This is a genomic window from Lawsonibacter sp. OA9 (assembly GCF_022440585.1).
The window spans coordinates 437,401-455,822 of record NZ_JAKNTI010000022.1; the positions used below are offsets into that span (position 1 = coordinate 437,401).

24 protein-coding genes are annotated in these 18,422 nt (G+C 56.0%); 11 read left to right on the top strand and 13 right to left on the bottom strand.

Annotated elements, in window-relative coordinates; translation table 11 throughout:
- Nucleotides 1–3: 3 nt before the first annotated feature.
- From rplA to rplL, 3 genes are all read left to right on the top strand, one after another.
- Nucleotides 4–696 (top strand): 50S ribosomal protein L1, encoded by a 693-nt coding sequence (gene rplA, locus MCG44_RS03110; RefSeq protein WP_147571060.1) that lies wholly within the window; start codon nucleotides 4–6, stop codon nucleotides 694–696.
- 272 nt (nucleotides 697–968) lie between these two features.
- The gene (gene rplJ / locus MCG44_RS03115; protein WP_240286755.1) at nucleotides 969–1,526 is read left to right on the top strand and encodes a 50S ribosomal protein L10; all 558 of its coding nucleotides are present in this window, start codon (nucleotides 969–971) and stop codon (nucleotides 1,524–1,526) included.
- 77 nt (nucleotides 1,527–1,603) lie between these two features.
- Entirely contained in the window at nucleotides 1,604–1,981 is a 378-nt protein-coding gene (gene rplL / locus MCG44_RS03120; protein WP_147571058.1) for a 50S ribosomal protein L7/L12, read from the top strand.
- Between the two features lie 55 nt (nucleotides 1,982–2,036).
- Here the strand turns inward: rplL and MCG44_RS03125 are convergent, their stop codons facing one another.
- The 4 genes from MCG44_RS03125 to asnA all read right to left on the bottom strand — a co-directional run bounded on the left by MCG44_RS03125 (nucleotide 2,037) and on the right by asnA (nucleotide 5,879).
- Complete coding sequence (locus tag MCG44_RS03125) at nucleotides 2,037–3,572, bottom strand: oligosaccharide flippase family protein (RefSeq protein ID WP_240286757.1); 1,536 nt, start codon at nucleotides 3,570–3,572, stop codon at nucleotides 2,037–2,039.
- A gap of 126 nt (nucleotides 3,573–3,698) precedes the next feature.
- Nucleotides 3,699–4,106 carry a CD1247 N-terminal domain-containing protein gene (locus tag MCG44_RS03130; RefSeq protein WP_147571057.1) on the bottom strand — a complete coding sequence of 136 codons (408 nt, stop codon included), beginning with the start codon at nucleotides 4,104–4,106 and terminating at the stop codon, nucleotides 3,699–3,701.
- Nucleotides 4,107–4,183: 77 nt separating this feature from the next.
- Nucleotides 4,184–4,747: an elongation factor P gene (efp, locus tag MCG44_RS03135; RefSeq protein WP_240288873.1), complete on the bottom strand. Its 564-nt coding sequence runs from the start codon at nucleotides 4,745–4,747 to the stop codon at nucleotides 4,184–4,186.
- A gap of 118 nt (nucleotides 4,748–4,865) precedes the next feature.
- Nucleotides 4,866–5,879 carry an aspartate--ammonia ligase gene (gene asnA / locus MCG44_RS03140; RefSeq protein ID WP_240286759.1) on the bottom strand — a complete coding sequence of 338 codons (1,014 nt, stop codon included), beginning with the start codon at nucleotides 5,877–5,879 and terminating at the stop codon, nucleotides 4,866–4,868.
- 299 nt (nucleotides 5,880–6,178) lie between these two features.
- Here asnA and MCG44_RS03145 point away from each other — a divergent pair, with 299 nt between their 5' ends.
- From MCG44_RS03145 to MCG44_RS03180, 8 genes are all read left to right on the top strand, one after another.
- Nucleotides 6,179–6,604, top strand: coding sequence for an RNHCP domain-containing protein (locus MCG44_RS03145; protein WP_186852241.1), 426 nt, complete (start codon nucleotides 6,179–6,181; stop codon nucleotides 6,602–6,604).
- Nucleotides 6,605–6,714: 110 nt separating this feature from the next.
- Nucleotides 6,715–7,167, top strand: coding sequence for a DIP1984 family protein (locus tag MCG44_RS03150; protein WP_186852240.1), 453 nt, complete (start codon nucleotides 6,715–6,717; stop codon nucleotides 7,165–7,167).
- A gap of 220 nt (nucleotides 7,168–7,387) precedes the next feature.
- Nucleotides 7,388–8,146, top strand: coding sequence for an exodeoxyribonuclease III (locus MCG44_RS03155; RefSeq protein WP_186852239.1), 759 nt, complete (start codon nucleotides 7,388–7,390; stop codon nucleotides 8,144–8,146).
- A gap of 24 nt (nucleotides 8,147–8,170) precedes the next feature.
- Nucleotides 8,171–8,692, top strand: a complete 522-nt coding sequence (locus tag MCG44_RS03160) for an NAD(+) diphosphatase (RefSeq protein ID WP_186852238.1) — start codon at nucleotides 8,171–8,173, stop codon at nucleotides 8,690–8,692.
- A 30-nt stretch (nucleotides 8,693–8,722) separates the two neighbouring features.
- A complete protein-coding gene (gene metF, locus MCG44_RS03165) occupies nucleotides 8,723–9,589 on the top strand; it encodes a methylenetetrahydrofolate reductase [NAD(P)H] (RefSeq protein ID WP_147571052.1) in 867 nt (288 codons plus the stop codon).
- 86 nt (nucleotides 9,590–9,675) lie between these two features.
- Entirely contained in the window at nucleotides 9,676–10,359 is a 684-nt protein-coding gene (locus tag MCG44_RS03170; protein WP_147571051.1) for a TVP38/TMEM64 family protein, read from the top strand.
- 96 nt (nucleotides 10,360–10,455) lie between these two features.
- Nucleotides 10,456–10,875, top strand: a complete 420-nt coding sequence (locus MCG44_RS03175) for a Fur family transcriptional regulator (RefSeq protein WP_147571050.1) — start codon at nucleotides 10,456–10,458, stop codon at nucleotides 10,873–10,875.
- Entirely contained in the window at nucleotides 10,872–11,414 is a 543-nt protein-coding gene (locus MCG44_RS03180) for an NADH peroxidase (RefSeq protein ID WP_240286761.1), read from the top strand. The genes MCG44_RS03175 and MCG44_RS03180 overlap by 4 nt, the downstream gene beginning before the upstream one ends.
- Nucleotides 11,415–11,462: 48 nt before the next feature.
- Here MCG44_RS03180 and MCG44_RS03185 read toward each other — a convergent pair whose 3' ends face one another.
- From MCG44_RS03185 to MCG44_RS03225, 9 genes are all read right to left on the bottom strand, one after another.
- Nucleotides 11,463–11,924, bottom strand: coding sequence for a low molecular weight protein-tyrosine-phosphatase (locus tag MCG44_RS03185; protein ID WP_240286763.1), 462 nt, complete (start codon nucleotides 11,922–11,924; stop codon nucleotides 11,463–11,465).
- A 160-nt stretch (nucleotides 11,925–12,084) separates the two neighbouring features.
- Nucleotides 12,085–13,284, bottom strand: a complete 1,200-nt coding sequence (locus MCG44_RS03190) for a site-specific integrase (RefSeq protein ID WP_240286765.1) — start codon at nucleotides 13,282–13,284, stop codon at nucleotides 12,085–12,087.
- 88 nt (nucleotides 13,285–13,372) lie between these two features.
- Nucleotides 13,373–13,573, bottom strand: a complete 201-nt coding sequence (locus tag MCG44_RS03195) for an excisionase (RefSeq protein ID WP_240286767.1) — start codon at nucleotides 13,571–13,573, stop codon at nucleotides 13,373–13,375.
- Between the two features lie 17 nt (nucleotides 13,574–13,590).
- A complete protein-coding gene (locus MCG44_RS03200) occupies nucleotides 13,591–14,901 on the bottom strand; it encodes an FtsK/SpoIIIE domain-containing protein (protein WP_240286769.1) in 1,311 nt (436 codons plus the stop codon).
- Nucleotides 14,901–15,818 (bottom strand): viral replication protein, encoded by a 918-nt coding sequence (locus MCG44_RS03205; protein WP_240286771.1) that lies wholly within the window; start codon nucleotides 15,816–15,818, stop codon nucleotides 14,901–14,903. Before MCG44_RS03205 ends, MCG44_RS03200 begins: the two co-directional genes overlap by 1 nt.
- Nucleotides 15,819–16,021: 203 nt before the next feature.
- Nucleotides 16,022–16,351, bottom strand: coding sequence for a hypothetical protein (locus tag MCG44_RS03210; protein WP_240286773.1), 330 nt, complete (start codon nucleotides 16,349–16,351; stop codon nucleotides 16,022–16,024).
- Nucleotides 16,352–16,368: 17 nt separating this feature from the next.
- Nucleotides 16,369–16,584 carry a hypothetical protein gene (locus MCG44_RS03215; RefSeq protein ID WP_240286775.1) on the bottom strand — a complete coding sequence of 72 codons (216 nt, stop codon included), beginning with the start codon at nucleotides 16,582–16,584 and terminating at the stop codon, nucleotides 16,369–16,371.
- 4 nt (nucleotides 16,585–16,588) lie between these two features.
- A complete protein-coding gene (locus tag MCG44_RS03220) occupies nucleotides 16,589–17,008 on the bottom strand; it encodes a hypothetical protein (protein WP_240286777.1) in 420 nt (139 codons plus the stop codon).
- Between the two features lie 848 nt (nucleotides 17,009–17,856).
- A complete protein-coding gene (locus tag MCG44_RS03225) occupies nucleotides 17,857–18,093 on the bottom strand; it encodes a hypothetical protein (RefSeq protein ID WP_240286778.1) in 237 nt (78 codons plus the stop codon).
- Nucleotides 18,094–18,422: the final 329 nt, after the last annotated feature.

The following is an 18,422-nucleotide window of genomic DNA, read 5'->3' on the forward strand; positions in this document are numbered from 1 at the left end:
GAGATGTTTAGAGGTAAGAAATATCAGGAGAGCGCCAAGAAGATCGACCGCAACGCTCTGTACGATACCGCCGACGCCATGAAGCTGGTCGTCGATACCGCCACCGCTAAGTTCGATGAGACCGTGGAGCTCCACGTGAAACTGGGTGTCGACTCCCGCCACGCTGACCAGCAGGTCCGCGGCGCCATCGTTCTGCCCCACGGCACCGGCAAGACCCAGCGCGTGCTGGTCTTTGCCAAGGCCGCCAAGGCGGACGAGGCCAAGGCTGCTGGCGCTGACTACGTAGGTGAGATGGACCTGGTGGAGAAGATCCAGAAGGAAAACTGGTTCGACTTCGACGTGGTAGTGGCTACCCCCGACATGATGGGCGTGGTAGGCCGTCTGGGTAAGGTGCTGGGCCCCAAGGGCCTGATGCCCTCTCCCAAGGCCGGCACCGTCACCATGGACGTGACCAAGGCCGTCAACGAGATCAAGGCCGGTAAGGTGGAGTACCGTCTGGACAAGACCAATATCATCCACTGCCCCATCGGCAAGGTTTCCTTTGGCCCTGAGAAGCTGGCTGAGAACTTCAACGCCATCATGGGCGCCATTGTTAAGGCCAAGCCCGCCGCCGCCAAGGGCCAGTATATCAAGAGCTGCACCGTGGTATCCACCATGGGCCCCGGTGTGAAAGTCAACGGCGCCAAGCTGATGTAAGACGCGCGCGTACCGCTGGGAGGACCTGGTCCTCGATCTGGCGGCTGCGCTGTGCCCCAATTTTGTTTGTCATGCCCGGACAGGTTTTGCTTGACAAGGCCTGTCCGGGATGATAAAATATCATTCGCGTTCAAAGACAGCAGGTTCCGGCCCGCCGGAGTAAGTCCTGCCGAGAGTGCTTTCAAAAGAATACCTTTTGATGGTGCTGTCCTCCTGTCTTTTGACCGGAGGTTTTTTGTTGCGCGGAAACAATTTCTGGAGGTGAATCCAAAATGCCTAACGCAAAGGTCCTTTCTGAGAAGCAGGCTGTTGTGGCCGCTCTGACGGAGCAGCTGAAGGGCGCCGCCAGCGGCGTGCTGGTGGATTACAAGGGTATCACCGTTGCCGAGGACACCGCTCTGCGCGTCGAGCTGCGCCAGAACGAGGTGCAGTATGGCGTGGTGAAGAATACTCTGGCCCGGTTCGCCCTGAACAATGTGGGCCTGGAAAGCCTGGATGAGGTGCTCAACGGCACCACTTCCCTGGCGACCAGCGCCGGCGACCCAATCGCTCCCATGCGTGTGGTCAACAAGTACGCCAAGCAGCTGGGCGATCGCTTCAACATCAAGGGCGGCTTCATGGATGGCAAGGTGCTGTCCCTGGAGGAGATCCTGGCTCTGGCCGAATTGCCCGCTAAGGATGTTCTGCAGGCTCAGGCTCTGGGCATGATGCTGGCTCCCATCACCAGTCTGGCTATCGTGCTGAAGGCCATCGCCGAGAAGGGCGGCGAAGCCGTCCCTGCTGCCGAGGAGGCCGCTGCCCCCGCTGAGGAAGCCCCTGCCGCCGAGTAAGTCGGCGTACCTTTCCCCGCTCCCCGGTGGGGAGAAAAAATTTAGATTTTGATTACACAATTAGGAGGTAAATTATCATGGCAAGTGAGAAGATTACTGCTCTGATCGAGGAAGTCAAGGCTCTGACCGTGCTGGAGCTGTCCGAGCTGGTCAAGGCTCTGGAGGAGGAGTTCGGCGTGTCCGCCGCCGCTATGGCCGCTCCCGCTGCTGGCGGCGCTGCTGCTCCCGCCGCTGAGGAGAAGACTGAGTTTGACGTGGTTCTGGCCAGCTTTGACGCTGCTGCCAAGATCAAGGTCATCAAGGCCGTCCGCGAGATCACCGGCCAGGGTCTGGCCGAGGCTAAGGCTACCGTCGAGGGCGCTCCCAAGGCTCTGAAGGAGGGCGTGTCCAAGGACGAGGCCGAGGAGCTGAAGAAGAAGCTGGAAGAGGCCGGTGCCAAGGTCGAGCTGAAGTAAGCTGTCCCCATGCATTTAAAAGGACTGCCGCTTTTTGCGGCAGTCCTTTTTTCGTTTACCACTTGACCCGCAGTGTATCCCGCAGGCTGACTCCCTGGGCATGAAGAGCGGACAGGTAGAGGACCAGAGCGAAGGCTAGACTGCCCAGCCCAGCCCAAAGGGGAGGAAGCCCGCTGGCCTTTAGATACCGGAGCAGAAGATTGGTGTTCAATGCGGCCAGGAGAGAGGCCAGCCCAGGGGCAGTCATCCAGCGGAAGAGCTGGGGCCGCAGACCTGTGTGCCGTAGAACAAGAGACAGGCACAGGACAAGCTCCAGCGCGGTGGATACCAGAGCTCCGGCCACATAGCCTTTCATTCCAAGGCCAGGCAGGGGGATCAGAACCAGAGTGCAGGCCAGCTGCACCCCGCCGCCTAGCAGGGAAACAGCGGCCACCTCCTTCTGGCGGCCAACCCCGTTGAGGACGGCGGCCAATACGGAGCAGTAGCAGCTCATGGCGGTGGTAACAGCCAGAGGGATCAGGTGCTCTCCTACGCCATCCTGCTTGAACATGAGCCGGCCCAGGTCAGGGCCCAGCACCACCATCAGAGCCATGGCAGGCAGAGTGAGGACAGAGACGGCAGCCATGGCTCGGGAGGACAGCCGCCGCACCTCACCCGGCCAGTTTAAGGCGCAGGCCCGAGCCAGACGGGGGACCAGGACCAGATTGAGGGCGCCCAGAAAGACAATGGGAAGGGAGAGCATGGGCATGGTCATGCCACAGACCACACCGAATTCGGAGATGGCCGCCGACCGCTCCATCCCTCCCTCTACCAGCTTCTGGGGAATTAAAGTGGCGTTGGCCGCTCCCATCAGGTTGCCCAGCAGGGCGTTGACCCCTACAGGCAGGGCAATGGAGAGCACTCGCTTCCGGCGGATTCGGGCGGTTTCCCCTGGACCGTTCAGCCCTAAGCGGCCTAACCGGCGGCGATACAGGATGGACAGGGTGCAGGCGGAGAATACCTCGCAGATCACCATCCCTAGGACGATAAGCCCGACCACCCGCTCCGGATACTGAGGCAGAAAGAAGAACAGCAGTCCAAGCACCGCTGCCGTCCGGATGAACTGCTCCACCAGTTCGACGATGGCCGGCGGCCGAACCAGCCCCGCCCCATAAAAGAAGTGCTTGTGTAGATTTTCCACACCGGTAAGGGCAACACAGGGGACCAGCAGAATAAGACCTAGCTGGGTCCTGGCGTCCCCCAACAGCTCCACAGAGATGGGGTCGGACAGCCAGATGACCAGCGCGCCTAGAGGGAGCAGAAGGAGAAAAAAGGCCCGCAGGCAGGTGCCCATTGTCTGGGACAGCCCCCTACGGTTGCCCAGGGCCAGATACTGGGAGGTAAGGTTAGACATGGCGGAGGTCAGGCCAATGGCGGTCAGAGAGAGAAGGACCGAATACACTGGCATGATAAGCTGGTATAGCCCCATGACTTCCGCCCCTACGGCCCGAGACAGGGCCACACGGTAGCCGAAGCCCAGTATCTGGGATACTGCGCCTACAGCGGTGAGGAAGAGCGCCCCCTTGCCCGCCGACAACATTTTTTCGCCCAACGATGATCACCCCTCCCTGTCACTCTATTCGCGGGGAGGGCGCTTCATGACCACAGGAAAAAAAGGAGGCGCGCCGTCTGGCGCGCCTCCTCGGTCACTTTTTGAACGGGAGAGAGGGGAAGGGGGTTACTCCTCCTCGTCAGCCTCCACCACATCGTCGCTCAGGTCCAAAGAGAACTTGGACTGACAGTTGGGGCACTGGATAAAGCCCTCCGCCAGAGCCTCGTCGTCGATGATGAGAGGCTCCTCACAGGTGGGGCACTCCACCTCAAACCAGTCGTCGTCGTAGTCCTCCTCGTCGTTCTCATCCTCGTCAAAGACCACGGACTCCACATCGGCCAGGTCATCGGACAGCACATCGATCTCCTCTCCCAGAGCCAGAGCGTTCTCCTCCAGGTCCTCGATGGACAGGCCGACCTCCTCCAGAATGCCGATCATCACAGAGATGAGCTTTCCCTCCTTGGACTTCTCGGTATCCAAATTCAGGCCCTCGGCCAAACCTTTGAGATAGGCGACTTTTTCGGAAATAGTCATAATCGTTCTCCTTTTCAGGCGGCGGGGACAAACCCCGACCTACGGTTGTTAGGTGGGACTCACGACGGCTGGGACACTTAACCCTTGCAACGCTCCAGATACTCGCCGGTGCGGGTGTCAATCTTGATTTTGTCGCCAGGATTGATGAACAAGGGGACCTTGATCTCGGCGCCGGTCTCCAGAGTAGCGGGCTTGGTCACATTGGTAGCGGTGTCACCCTTGAAGCCGGGATCGGTTTCGGTGACCACCAGCTCAACAAAGTTGGGGGGTTCCACGCCAAAGACGTTGCCCTTATAGGACATGACCTTGCAGGGGGTATTCTCCATAACAAACCGGAAGGAGTCGCCCAGCAGATCCTTGCTGATGGGCAGCATATCAAAGGTCTCCATGTCCATGAAATAGTACAGGTCGCCGTCGTTGTAGCTATACTCCATGTCCTTGCGCTCCACGAAGGCCTGCTCAAATTTAGCGGTGGGATTGAAAGAAGTTTCGGTGACACCGCCGGTGATGATATTCTTCATCTTGGTGCGGACGAAGGCGGCGCCTTTGCCGGGCTTCACGTGTTGAAACTCGACTACCTGCATGACCTTTCCGTCCATTTCAAAAGTCACGCCATTGCGGAAGTCGCTGGCAGAAATCATTGCCATAGGAATCATCCTCCATTATCGTTGAAATAAGCTGATTTATTTTACCCTATTTTCCCTGCTTTGACAAGGGGTTTCCTGGGATTTGATGAAGCGGGCCGGTAAATTTCTCCCATTACAGCAGGATGACGCCGGCCTCCTCGGCGGCCTTGAGGTTGGGCTCATCCCAGAGAGAGCTCTGGACCTCTCCGATATGGGCCTTGCCTAACAGGGCCATAGACACCCGGGACTGCCCGATGCCGCCGCCCATAGTCAGAGGCAGCTCGCCGTTCAGCAGCATTTTGTGGAAGGGCAGGCCGCGCCGGTCGTCACAGCCGGCCAGAGCGAGCTGCCGGTCCAGCGCCTCAGGGTCTACCCGGATGCCCATGGAGGACAGCTCCAGAGACTGACCGTTGACGCTGTCCCACACCAGCAGGTCGCCGTTAAGGGACCAGTCGTCATAGTCGGGCGCCCGACCGTCGTGAGGCTGGCCGGAGCGGAGCTTGCCCCCGATGCCAATGAGAAAGGTGACGGGATGCTCCTGGGTGAAGGCGTGCTCCCTCTCCTTGGGGGTCAACTGGGGGTACAGGTCCTCCAGCTCCTGGGAGGTGATAAAGGTCACTTCACGGGTCAGCTTGGGCAGGACGGACAGCTGGGGAAACACGGTGTGGAGGAAGGACTGGGTCTCGGCCAGGGCGCCCACGATGGAGCGGACGGTCTGCTTCAAGAAATCCAGGTTCCGGTCCTCTCTGGAGATGATTTTCTCCCAGTCCCACTGGTCTACATAGGCGGAGTGGAGGGAGTCCAGTTCCTCGTCTCGACGAATGGCGTTCATGTCGGTGTACAGCCCCTCACCCACCTGGAATTGGTAGCGTTTCAGGGCCAGGCGCTTCCACTTGGCCAGGGAGTGGACCACCACCGCGGTTTCCTGACAGCCATTGATGTCAAAGGACACGGGCCGCTCTACGCCATTCAGGTCGTCATTCAGCCCGGAGGTGGAGGAGACGAACAGGGGGGCGGACACCCGGTGGAGGCGGAGAGCACCGGACAGCTTATCCTCAAAGAGCCGGTTGAGTAGACCGATGGCCTTCTGTGTTTCATAGATGGACAGCAGGGAAGTATAACCCTGGGGGATGTGAATCTGAGGCATGGTGGCAGGGTCCTCCTTTTTCAATCGAATCTCCCTTATTATAACGAATTATTTGCGGGAGCGCAACGGCGTTTTTTACAGTTTTATTACGATTTTGTTTCTGAACTTGCCTTTTCCACTCACTTTACAGTATAATGGCGGTGTTGCGGCCGCGGCGACGACAAAAATAGAAAATGAGGAAACCAAGATGAATTATCATTATGATTCGGAGCTTGTGGGTTAAACCGGGAGGTTTGCGCCCAAACGCTTCGCGCGCCTCCCAAAAGAACACATGATATCTTTTAGGAGGAAATATCCCCATGAATCGGGAAAATAAACGGAAAATATTTGAAAAAGGCTACTATAAGACACATCCCTGCCGAGATAGCTTTACCTGTAAGGTGTGCGGCTGGCTGGTGACGCCGGAGGCGGCGGGCAGCGATTACCGCAACCACTGCCCCAACTGTCTGTCCAGCCTGCATATGGATGAGGAGCCTGGGGACCGGGCCGCCGAGTGTGGTGGCGTGATGGACCCCATCGGGGTCTGGGTCCGGAAAAACGGAGAGTGGGCGGTCATCCACCGGTGCCGCCGGTGCGGTAAGCTAAGTTCCAACCGGTCAGCAGCGGACGACAACCCTGTGAAGCTTATGTCCATCGCGCTGAAGCCCCTTGCTATGCCTCCGTTCCCACTGGAGCGTATAGAAGCGATTACCACCCTCATGGGCGGAGAGGGCAGGCTTTTGTAACGGCCCATTTCAGAGCGTCCGCTTCGGCGGGCGCTTTATTTCATCTCTTGCCAAACCAGACCGCCATGGCTATAATGATAACCATAAAAAATGACAAGGAGGATCCCGCCATGAAACTGGCAGAGGCCCTGCAGGAACGGGCGGACCTGAACCGTCGCATCGAGCAGCTCCGAAATCGGCTGGAGAACAGCGCCCTCGTCCAGGAAGGAGAGCGCCCTGCGGAAGCTCCCGAGGTGCTTCTGGAGGAACTGGAGCACTGCGCCGCTAGGCTGGAGGAACTGATGGTCCGCATCAATCTTACCAATAGCAGAACGATGGTGGATGGTCTCACCCTTACGGAACTGATTGCGAAAAAGGACTGCCTGTCCCTGAAAATCAGCGTGTACCGGGATCTTCTTCAGCAGGCGGGGCAGACCACCCGCCGGGCAACCCGCTCTGAGATTAAGATTCTCAGCACAGTAGACGTGGCCCAGTTGCAAAAGGACACTGATCGGATGGCCCAGCGGCTGCGCCTTTTGGATAACAAGCTGCAGCAGACCAACTGGTCCACAGAACTGTCATAAGCTGACAAAGGATAGTTTCCGGAGCGAGTGCGATCTCTTTGGCTGAGAATGAGCCAACCATTGGTATGCGTCCTTGGGCGGACGCGGGGGTTCGATTCCCCGGCTTATCGTAATGCCCCGACCATGCATGACCGCATTGTGATCTGGCATCACGCACAACCCAGCACTGACCGGAGACGAGGGTGGGTACGGGGATTTTTGAACAACAGAGGAGCAAACAATGAAATTTATATCCTGGAATGTGAACGGGCTGCGGGCCTGTATGAAAAAAGGCTTTTTGGACTTTTATCAGGAGCGGCGGCCGGATTTTCTATGTCTGCAGGAGACCAAGATGGAACAGGGACAGGCGGATGTCCCCCTTGGGGAGGGTCTCCTGGAATACTGGAACTCCGCGGAGAAGAAAGGGTATTCCGGAACCGCCGTGTTTACCCCCCATACCCCCATCTCTGTGGCCTACGGTATGGACAAGGACCTCCACGACCACGAGGGGCGGCTCATTACACTAGAGTATGAGGGGTTCTATCTGGTGTGCTGCTACACCCCAAACTCCCAGGATGGCCTGAAGCGGCTAGACTACCGGATGGAGTGGGAGGACGACCTGCGGGATTACCTTAGCTCTTTGGACAGGCAAAAGCCGGTCATCTACTGCGGGGACTTGAACGTGGCCCACCAGGAGATCGACCTGAAAAATCCAAAGACCAACCGGATGAACGCGGGGTTCTCCGACCAGGAGCGGGAGAAGATGACGATTCTGCTCTCCTCCGGCTTTACTGACACGTTCCGATTCCTCTATCCCGACGCCACCGGGGCCTACTCCTGGTGGTCCTATCGGTTCAATGCCCGGAAGAACAACGCAGGATGGCGTATCGACTACTTTATCGTATCCGACCGCCTGCGGGATAAGATCCGCCGGGCGGAGATTCTCGCTGACGTAGAAGGCAGCGACCACTGTCCGGTGCTGCTGGAGCTGGACGTATGATATTAAGACGGAGAGGGAAACGCCATGCGATTTGAATACTGCCCACACTGTGGGACGAGAGCCGTCCAAAAGGAGATCGGGGACGAGGGGCTGATGCCATGGTGCGACCGCTGTAAGCGGCCTCTATTTGACATATTCTCCACCTGTATCATCGCTCTGGCGGTGGACGAAGAGGGGAATGTGGCCCTTCTGCGCCAGGGGTATATCTCCACCCGGCACTATGTGCTGGTGTCCGGATATATAAAGCCGGGAGAGAGCGCCGAGGAGTGCGCGGCCCGGGAGATTGGGGAAGAACTGGGCCTTGCGGTCCGGGGGCTCCACTTCACCGGGACCTACTGGCTGGGAAAAAAGGATATGCTGATGATCGGCTTTGTGGCCAACGTCCACCGGGAGGAGTTCCACCTCTCCCAGGAGGTGGACCAGGCGGTCTGGGTCACTCCAGAGGAGGCCCTGACTATGGTAAACGCCCATCCGGCCATTTCCCACCAGGTGGTGGAATATTACGTGGACCATCGGGAGAGCCTGACGCCCTCTGTTTTGGCCTAGTGCACATCAACAGAAAGGAAGAGAATTTCCATGAAGTTAGCAGAATTATTTGGGAAGGGGCGCACGGTTTTCTCCTGTGAGGTGTTTCCCCCTAAAAAGACTAGCCCAGTAGACAGCATCTACAAGACGTTGGACGGCCTGCGGGACATCCACCCAGACTTTATTAGCGTCACCTTCGGGGCGGGAGGGTCTCAGGTGAACCAGTCTACACGGGAGATCGCCGGACTGATCCAAAACCAGTACCACATCCCGGCCATGGCCCACTTGACTTGTGTGGCGGCCGGCAGGGAGGACGTGGACCGGCTGCTGGAGGAGCTGAAGGCCGAAGGGGTGGAGAACATCCTGGCGCTCCGGGGGGACGTGAATCCAGATATCCCGCCCAAGACAGACTTTGCCCACGCCAGCGATCTGGTGTCCTATATCCGCGCCCACAGCGACTTCGGAGTGTCTGCCGCCTGCTACCCCGAGGGACACCTGGAGAGCCCTGACCTGGTCAGCGATATTCGCCACCTGAAGGAAAAGGTGGATGCCGGGGCCCAGCATCTGGTCAGCCAGCTGTTCTTTGACAATGAGGATTTCTTTCGTTTCCTGGAGCGGGCCAGGATTGCCGGCATTGATGTGCCTATTGAGGCCGGCATCATGCCCGTGCTGTCCAGGTCCTCCATCCAGCGGATGGTGTCCATGTGCGGCGCCAGCCTGCCCAGCAAGCTGACCCGTATCCTAGCCCGGTATGGCGACCATCCGGCTGCCCTGCGGGAGGCTGGCATCGCCTATGCCATTGATCAGATCTCCGATCTCATTGCTGGAGGAGTGGAGGGTATCCACCTGTATACCATGAATGACCCCGCAGTAGCCCAGCAAATTGCCGGCAGCCTGACCTCCATCCGGTCGGTGTAGGATTTTAACAATTTTTAAGGAAAACTACCAGATATCCTAATTTTCCTGTGGTAGGATGAGGAAAACCACAGGAGAAGGCGGTCGTCATGAAGAAGAAAAAGCAGAGTTTGATCCTGGTCCTCGCCCTGCTGCTCCTTTTGGGAGGAGGGCTGTTCCTGTACCGAAGCGGCTTTTTCCAGGCAGCAACCTCAGCAGAAGGGCTGCAGGAGTATATCCGCCGGTTCGCTCCTTATTCACACCTGATTTTTTTCCTGCTCCAGTTCCTGTCAGTGGTACTGGCTCCGATTCCCAGCAATATCAGCGCCGCGGCCGGGGGTGTGCTCTTTGGTACCTGGCCTTCCTTCTGGCTCACTTTTGGGGCAGTGATGGCCGGCTCCCTCCTGGTCTTTTGGCTGGCCCGAGTGCTGGGCAGAGATTTTGCTGACCGGCTGGTCAGCCGAAGGCTGTCAGACCGCTACCAGGACGTGATTCGAGCGAAAACGGATATCTTTCTGCTGCTGGCTTTCCTGTTTCCCTTCTTTCCGGACGATGTGCTGTGCATCCTGGCAGGCCTGACAGAGATCCCGTTTCGCAGGTTCGCGCTCATTGCGCTGTGCGCCCGCCCTTGGGGCCTGCTGTTCGCCAGCGCATTAGGTGGCGCCTCCCTCCGGCTGCCGCTGTGGGCTATGGCCCCTATCGGACTGGGCGGCCTGGCTCTCTTTCTGCTGGGGATGAAGTACGGGGACCGGGTGGAAGCAGAGATTTTGCGCCGGCTAAAGCGGGGAGGATAAGAGATAAAAAATTTTTGGGACTGGGTCTTTACAAACTCAGTCCCATATGTTATGATTAAATAGCAAACGATAATTACTATTGTTAGGGGGGCGGATATGGAACGGTCCATTCGATACAGTAAAAAGAGAGAGGCCATCCTGGCCGCCATTCAGGGCACCAGCTGCCATCCCTCCGCCGAGTGGATCTACCAGCAGTTGAAACCCAGCCATCCCGACCTGAGCCTGGGCACCGTGTACCGCAATCTCATCTTCTTTCAGGAGAGAGGCGATATTCGGAGCGTAGGAGTCATTCAGGGACAGGAGCGTTTTGACGCCGTTGTCACCCCCCATAGCCACTTTGTTTGCGAATACTGCGGCGCGGTCATCGATTTGCCCCATCTTACTTTGGACAGTGAGATGGACCATGCCGTCAGTCAGCAATATGGGCTGATGGTCTACCGCCATGAGCTCACCCTGCATGGACTTTGTCCCGACTGTATAAAACAGAAAAAAAGTAAGGAGGAAACACGATCATGAAAAAGTTTGTTTGTACCATTTGCGGTTATGTCCACGAGGGCGACGCTGCCCCTGAATTCTGCCCCATCTGTAAGGCTCCTGCCGAGAAGTTCAAGGAGCAGGCTGGTGAGAAGACTTGGGCCGCCGAGCACGTTGTGGGCGTGGCCCAGGGCGTGGACGAGGAGATTATCAAGGGCCTGCGTATGAATTTTGAGGGCGAGTGCTCTGAGGTCGGTATGTATCTGGCCATGGCCCGTGTGGCTCATCGGGAGGGGTATCCTGAAATCGGCCTGTACTGGGAGAAGGCCGCCTATGAGGAGGCTGAACACGCCGCCAAGTTTGCCGAGCTGCTGGGCGAGGTGCTGACCGACTCCACCAAGAAGAACCTGGAGATGCGTGTGGACGCTGAGAACGGCGCCACCGCCGGCAAGTTCGAGCTGGCCAAGAAGGCCAAGGAGCTGGGGCTGGACGCCATCCACGACACCGTGCATGAGATGGCCCGCGACGAGGCTCGCCATGGCAAGGCTTTCGAGGGCCTGCTGAAGCGCTACTTCGGCTAATTAAGAAAAGAGTGACAGAGGGTGGAGTGTTGTGCTCCACTCTCTGTTTTATTTCGTACCGGTAAAGTGAGCTAATAACCCCTTACAGCCAGCTAAAACGTCCCGGAAGGTGCTCTCAAAGTCGCCTGTATACCAGGGGTCCGCGATGCCCTCTCCAGAACGACCCGCAAACTCCAGCAGCAGGTGGAGTTTTTCCTCTGGGTCGCCGCCTAAGATATAGGACATATTGCGGAGATTGGTGCGGTCCATGCCAATGAGAAGATCATATTGGCTATAATCTTCCTGTGTCAGCTGCCGGGCCGTCTTGCCGGCACAGCTGATGCCATGTTCCGCCAGCTTGCGCCGGGCAGGAGGATAGACTGGATTTCCCAGCTCTTCCCTGCTGGTGGCGGCAGAGGCAATATGAAACTTCCCACCAAGACCAGCATGTGTGACCAGATCCCTCATAATAAATTCCGCCATGGGGCTGCGGCAGATGTTGCCGTGGCACACGAACAGTATTTTAATCACTTGTCAAAACTCCTTGAAAGTGTTGATATTCCTTGCAGTTCCTAAGTTTTTGTTTTTGTTTCCCAGCTTACTTCCTGGCATATCCCGGCATAGTTTTGCGCTTTTTCTCCCGCAAAAGTAGTAAATTGAGTAGTAAAAAGAGGGCCATTTTTCGATTTTACTACTCAGCATTTGCCACCCGTTTTAACGCCTCTTTGGCGTCATCAAAGCCAATGTGTGTATAGGTGTTCAGCGTCACGCCAATATCAGAATGACCCATCAAATATTGCAGGATCTTGGGGTTCATGCCGCTTTTCGCCATGTTGGAACAATAGGTGTGTCGGCACACGTGGGGTGTCACCTTGGGCATCTGCACCTTGTAAATGCCGTTGTACTTCTGGCAGATATGTTGGAAATAATGTTCCCAATGCAGGGCCACCATCGGCATACCGTTCTTATCCAAGTACAGAAAGCCCCACTTGCTGCCAATGATCGGTTCCACTTTAGGCGTCTGCCGGTTAGCAATAATCCCCTCAAAGCAGGCATATACATCGTCTGTCATGGGCAATACCCTTGTCCCGCTGGTGGTCTTGGTGGCCTCAATAACATACTCCATTTTGCTTGTGCGCTGTAACTGGTGGTCAATATTGATTGTCCTGTTTTTCATGTCTAGGTCGGCCAGTGTCAATCCCACAAATTCAGAAATACGAAGGCCCGTCTTGAACAGAATATAAATGCCTTCATAATAGCGTTTGAAGTGCTTGTCGTTTTTGACGAACTCCAAAAACGCCCGCTCCTGCTTTCTGGTGATGGCCTCCCGTGTCACACTGTCATTGACAATAACGGTTGCAAGCTGGAACTCAAACGGATTTTTGCGTATCAAATCATCATCCACCGCCATTTGAAAAGCGGGCCTCACAACGCCACGGATTGAGTGAATACTGCTGTAACTCCGTCCGTTCTGCTGTAACTGTATCAGCCAGCATTTAGCGTCTGAAATCTTCACACGGTCAATCCTCATGCCGCCAAACTTCTCTTTTTTCAAAATGTTGACAACCGTTTGATAACCGGACTCTGTATTCGGGCGGACACCAGTTTTTTGCAGGATATACTTTTGCACCAGCTCCAGAACGGTCATCTCCCCGCCACGGGGGACAATCTGGTCGTTCATATCGCGCATAATCTGCTTTTCTTTTTCCCGGAGGGAAAGGCTATCCCGTTTCCCCCCGGGGAGCTTGTCCGTCTTTTCCAGTTTCCAGCTATAAACAAATTGCATCCGGCCCATGGCATCGGTGTACTTGAACGCATATCGTCCGTCCTTGCGTTGGCTCTCTCCGTTGCGAAGAATACGATTTTTATTATCTCGTCTTTTCTCGCTCATGTTACGCTCCTTTCCATAGAAAAGAGCCTCGGCACGACACAAATGTATTATACCATGCTTTCGGCTCTGTTTCTATATTATTCCGATATTAAATTGCCGATGTTTCATCCAAAAAGGCTTCAAAGCGTTTCCGTTTAATCAAATATTTCACGCCATTTTGAATGACAAAATCCGAGCTCAGGTTTTCCACGACGATTTTCCGAAGCTTCTTTTCGCCAATATTGAAATAATCGGCGGCCTCCTCAATCGTCAGGCAAAACTTGTCTTTGATGGGGACTTGTGCTGTCATGGGAAACACCGCCAGTCTTAAAGCCGCCCCTCGTCAAACAGGTAGGCTTGAAACACAGTCCCGTCCCCAGTGATGAAACGGCCCCTTGCGTCCTTGGGTATCTGTTCGTCGGCGTCGCCGTTGCCTAAAATGATACCGGAGAGAATACTGTCCGCCCTGCCGCATACCCGGAAATCCATGTTGCTCCTGATCTGGCCGGGTATCACATTTGCGTCTGGGCGCTGGGTGGCGAGAATCAGGTGAATACCAAAGGCACGCCCCAGACGGGCCAGCGTCGCAAGCCTGTTCTCAATCTGGCTTAACAGCTTCTTCCGCTCACCGTCCGCCCCCGTCCTGTCCAGCATCTCCGCCACCTCGTCACAGGCGAACACGATCCGTGGAAGTTTGTTCTCCATGGCCTCGTTGTATGCGTCCAGGTCTTTGCATCCGGTTTCCTCCAACTGCTCCTTGCGGCATTCCAGCACCGCCACAAGCTGCCCCAGGACATAAAGCAAGGTATCTTCCCGGAAACACATGTGGCAATTTTGCCGCCAGATCTTGGGGAAGTCCACGCCGCCCTTGAAATCGGCTATGTAGACCTCGGCCCTCTTTTTGTATGCCTGCATGAGCAGGAGTTTCAGCAGCACGCTCTTGCCGCTCCCCGTGGAGCCTCCCAGCAGGATATGGGGGATATTCGTGAGATTGACTGTCACAGGCTCAGTGAGGCTTTCCCCCAGGACCAGCACAAAGTTGTCCGGGGACAGGTATTCGTCTTTCCATGGGAGCAGGGCCGGGAAATCGCTCTCGGCGGGGACGGCGTGGACACGGACGATTTTGCGTCCCTCCGCCCAGGTCATTTTTGCTATGGTGATGTTCAGGGCGGTTTCAATCTTGGCCTGCTTGTCCTCCCACTCTCCTAGGGGGATGCCGCAGGGGTCAAACTCCCATACCATCAGCCGGTGGTTATCCGTGTCCTGCCGTTTGGCTATGAGGACGGGGGCCTCTCCCGCATGGTTGACAAGGCCCACCTTCTGCAAGCCCTCTCTCGCCGCTTTGCCGCCCCAGGGCGTCCCCAACAGCACCAGAATGGCTAGGAGGCCGGCCACGGCATACAGGGGCACCAGCAGATCAATGAGTGCCAGCAGGACGGGGGAGAACATACCATAGGTGTCCAGAATGAACAGGTGTCCCCGGAACAGCCACACCAGCACAGCGCCCACCAGATAGGCCGCCAGCAGTGCACCCTTGTAGGGGGTGTCCCTGACCGCCGCAAGCCCCGCTTTCATCCGCCGGAGCAGGTGGCAGTTTTCTGTTCGTCTGGTAATGGTGTCTTTATCATTTCTTGTCATTAGGGAGATCCCCCTTTCTTGTGAGTGACCTTGGAGCTGTCCGGGAGGTACTCGATCACGGTATGAATACGGCGGAGGAAGGCCCGCCAGGTTTCCAGCTTGTACCTCTGAATATCCGGGTACTGCTCTTCCAGAGAAATGTTTGAAGTGATGTAGACCGTGGTGTAACAGGCCGTCTTGTCACTGTACCGTGCCGGGAGTGTCAGCGGGTAAATGTCCAGATAGTTCAGCATACTTTCAATCGGGATTTGGGAGTGAAATTCCTCGAACACTAAAACCGTCTGCCTGTGGTATGCGTCAAAGCGGACTCCGTTCTTTCCGCCGTAATCGGTAATGCGGCATATATCCTCGGCGGGGTGTTTCTGGTATATGCCTCTTGTTTTTCCTACGCCAGAAGCGCCGTAGAGATAATAGACCGTTAAATCCCGGTTTTGACTGCGGTATTTTGACGCCATGATCGTTTCGCGCAGCGTGTCAATATCCCTGATTTTGAACGCAAAGCCCGGTGTTTCCTCAATGATGTCCATGGTGGAGCATCCGTCCTTGATATTTTGAAGTAGCTTCGTTATGGCCGGGGAGCGTTCTTCCTGCTCGGTGGGGACTGTCCCCCACTCGTAGAAGCTGCCCTCCACCCGTGTCTCAGCTTTTTGGGTATCGGCCCATTTTCCGGCCTTTGCGAGATAATCCCGGTTCTGCTGCACCGTTCCCAGCGCCCTTTCGATGTGGGCGGTAGGGAGGCGGTTGTGGATGGTTGAGAACCGCAGATTGGAGTGCGCGTACAAAAACACATGGGTATGGGGTGTGCCGGTCGTTGCGATCTCGTCGCACAGCGCGAAATAGTCCAGAGAAAACCGGCTTAAAATATCCAGCAATCTGTCACGGTCAAGGCCGCAGTCTTGGGGATTGTTGATGGTCAACTGCCATTTCTTGGATTGGGGTCAAATGCCGCCATCTTTGTTCCTCCATGTTCTGCGTTGATTTTGCGATTGCGATTTGCGATGGAAAAGGCTGGGCAATGCTTACCCAGCCTTTTCCCCGGCGGCGCTCCGCTTGCCGGAGGGGGATGCTTTCCTTGGGGGAAATCATCTTGTCCCCTCCAGCAGCGTTGCGCCGCCGCTGTTTAGCAGGGCTTCTTACCCGTGTTCACCAGCGACACGCCAGCGGCTTTCGCCGTGATCTGGGTGTGCCCCTGGCTTTCATAGGCACTCACTTCCAGGCCGTCAAACTCCACTTCCGCGAAGCCGTCGGGCTTGTCCATGAGCTGCTTGCCGTCAATCTTGACGCCCAGCTTCTCCAGCCGCAGATCGGGCAGGGCGACGATATAGAGATACGCCACAACCGCATCCGTCCGCTTGTTGTCCTTGTACTCGTACACGGGTACAATGTCCACAAGCAGCTTCTTCTGCCCCAGGCAGACGGGGTCAATCCGCAGGTCTCTGATGTTTAACATAGCTGTGATACCTCATTTCATAAATTCGGAGCAGCCTGTTCCGGCTGCTCGGTTAATAGGAACAACACTCGGCCTCGTGTTGTCCCTATAATACCCCGGATATGAGATGATGTCTTGTCTTGCCAAGTCAGAGGGATTTTTTTAGCAATTTCAATGGATTGCCGGAAAGCCGCCTGCTCCAGCCGCCGATTTTCCCGGCTTTTTCCGGCTTGGTAAGTCAGAGAAATTTTCAAAATTTTATTTCCGCGGTCGGGAACCCAGCAGCTCACCTTTCTTGCAATAGTCAAAGTCCTGCAAAAACTTGTTGCACTCATTGATGTCTAAGTCCGCGCTATTCTCGATGAAGTAGGCATAGAGCAGGTGGAGGCGGTTTCCCGGGAGCAGGGCATACCCGGCCAGCGCGATCAGGTGATAGGCGGTCAGGGTGTCCAGAGAAAGCCCTACACACAGGGAAATGACCGTGGCCAGTTTGGGCTGTTCATCCTTGCTTTTGAGCCGGTAATACATCGTTTCATCCAATTCTGTGTACCCGCCAAATGTCCTCGAGTTGACATGTCTTTTCTCAAACAATCGGTTGATCTCGTCTTTCCATGTTCCGTGAGGTCGGCTGGCCAGAGCGAAACGGCGTTCAAAGCCGTCCGCGCTGATTTTGCCCATGCTGCCTCGTGGTGGGAAACATCAGAGGGTCCCGCCGCCGGAGGTGATGGCGCTGGGGAAAGGGTGTATGCCGAGTTTGCCGGGGACAGGGGGAAAATGGGAACCGGGCATACAGGTCACCTCCTTTCGCGGAAGTCGTGTCGGTGGGTAGGGACTGCCCCCGGCGGCGGACCTCTGGAATAACAATCTTCTAAATTAAGCATAAAAAGAGTACGGCTTTTCAAAAGCTGTACTCTTTCACACCTATGGCGCAAGCGCCCGTTCTCTTCAATTTTACCGGGAAAAGGGCGCAACATCCCCTTTCCCCATTCCTTACACATGACGACTGTATTGCCGTGACCTCGCGGGCAGCGCCCGCACCGGCAACAGGGGACTTGTTTCTTCTCACTCCGCGGATCACACGGAAACGCTGACGCCGCCCATCGTCCGCCAAGACAAGCGTTTCACATTCGACAACTAGTTGCCGTTCAACGGCTCAACTTGGGCATATTTATCACATTTGGAGTTGTCCCGCTGGCACATAGGCAGGGGAGGCGTCCCCGCGCGCCTGCGGCTCCACTTCCACGGCAAAGCAGTTTTTCGCCGTGGAGAAACTGACCTCACGCACAGCCCATACACAATTCCCGGTTGCACTTATGCGCCCACATCCATAACGCCGGGGGCCGGACTGCCGTATGAAAGACTGTTCCCGCTTTCAGCCGATCCCGACCGTGATCCTTGGGTGGGGGATGTCCGCGCAGCCTTTCACACTGCCAGTATAGACCTTTCTGGCCGGGCCGTCAAGGGCCGAAAAATGCCCCCTCCGCGTCAGCAAGAGGGGGGCGGGCTATTGGTTCATTCTCTTGTGCTTACTGCTCCCACTCGCCCTTGTGGGCCTCCCACCACGCCGGGAACGCCGGGTCTTTCGGGGAGAGGGTGGGCTTTAATGTACTAATATCAGTAACGAGCGTTTTTCCATCTTCCTGCAATAAGAATAGTGTCAAGTTGATGTTTACCATGCCTAATTCATATGGCTTTAGGAGAATGCCCATATTAAGCGTCCAATCTATTCCTGTGTAAGCCATGATACCGTATTCCAACAACATAAGTTCCTCATTCTGATGGACACCTTTCAACTGTCCTAACAGATAGGAAACGTTTTTGGAATTGGATCTAATCCGTTCTTTGCTAAACCGTACCAAATCCGACTGCTTTCCGGCAAAGGCGGGTTGCAGGACTTGGGCATAAGTAATGTTTCCCTCGCCCTCTTTCGCCGAGCACCAATTGAAGATAGCCTAAGCTTCACCCTCATTCAAATCCAACACACAGGAGGGATACTTCTTAGGCATATAAATATTGTATCCAACTTTGCCTTATCGTCAAAAATGCCCACAACACCCCCTGTCGCACCAAAACAGCGCCGAAATTTAGACAA

Bases quoted from the DNA above. Each gene is read 5' to 3' on its own strand.
- metF (WP_147571052.1), top strand. From the start codon at position 8,723: ATGAAGTTAGCAGAATTATTTGGGAAGGGGCGCACGGTTTTCTCCTGT.
- MCG44_RS03160 (WP_186852238.1), top strand. From the start codon at position 8,171: ATGCGATTTGAATACTGCCCACACTGTGGGACGAGAGCCGTCCAAAAG.
- asnA (WP_240286759.1), bottom strand. From the start codon at position 5,879: ATGCCTCAGATTCACATCCCCCAGGGTTATACTTCCCTGCTGTCCATC.
- MCG44_RS03195 (WP_240286767.1), bottom strand. From the start codon at position 13,573: ATGACAGCACAAGTCCCCATCAAAGACAAGTTTTGCCTGACGATTGAG.
- MCG44_RS03155 (WP_186852239.1), top strand. From the start codon at position 7,388: ATGAAATTTATATCCTGGAATGTGAACGGGCTGCGGGCCTGTATGAAA.
- MCG44_RS03170 (WP_147571051.1), top strand. From the start codon at position 9,676: ATGAAGAAGAAAAAGCAGAGTTTGATCCTGGTCCTCGCCCTGCTGCTC.
- MCG44_RS03190 (WP_240286765.1), bottom strand. From the start codon at position 13,284: ATGAGCGAGAAAAGACGAGATAATAAAAATCGTATTCTTCGCAACGGA.
- rplA (WP_147571060.1), top strand. From the start codon at position 4: ATGTTTAGAGGTAAGAAATATCAGGAGAGCGCCAAGAAGATCGACCGC.
- MCG44_RS03180 (WP_240286761.1), top strand. From the start codon at position 10,872: ATGAAAAAGTTTGTTTGTACCATTTGCGGTTATGTCCACGAGGGCGAC.
- efp (WP_240288873.1), bottom strand. From the start codon at position 4,747: ATGATTTCTGCCAGCGACTTCCGCAATGGCGTGACTTTTGAAATGGAC.
- MCG44_RS03210 (WP_240286773.1), bottom strand. From the start codon at position 16,351: ATGTTAAACATCAGAGACCTGCGGATTGACCCCGTCTGCCTGGGGCAG.
- MCG44_RS03200 (WP_240286769.1), bottom strand. From the start codon at position 14,901: ATGACAAGAAATGATAAAGACACCATTACCAGACGAACAGAAAACTGC.
- MCG44_RS03225 (WP_240286778.1), bottom strand. From the start codon at position 18,093: ATGTTGTTGGAATACGGTATCATGGCTTACACAGGAATAGATTGGACG.
- rplJ (WP_240286755.1), top strand. From the start codon at position 969: ATGCCTAACGCAAAGGTCCTTTCTGAGAAGCAGGCTGTTGTGGCCGCT.
- rplL (WP_147571058.1), top strand. From the start codon at position 1,604: ATGGCAAGTGAGAAGATTACTGCTCTGATCGAGGAAGTCAAGGCTCTG.
- MCG44_RS03220 (WP_240286777.1), bottom strand. From the start codon at position 17,008: ATGGGCAAAATCAGCGCGGACGGCTTTGAACGCCGTTTCGCTCTGGCC.
- MCG44_RS03130 (WP_147571057.1), bottom strand. From the start codon at position 4,106: ATGACTATTTCCGAAAAAGTCGCCTATCTCAAAGGTTTGGCCGAGGGC.
- MCG44_RS03150 (WP_186852240.1), top strand. From the start codon at position 6,715: ATGAAACTGGCAGAGGCCCTGCAGGAACGGGCGGACCTGAACCGTCGC.
- MCG44_RS03145 (WP_186852241.1), top strand. From the start codon at position 6,179: ATGAATCGGGAAAATAAACGGAAAATATTTGAAAAAGGCTACTATAAG.
- MCG44_RS03175 (WP_147571050.1), top strand. From the start codon at position 10,456: ATGGAACGGTCCATTCGATACAGTAAAAAGAGAGAGGCCATCCTGGCC.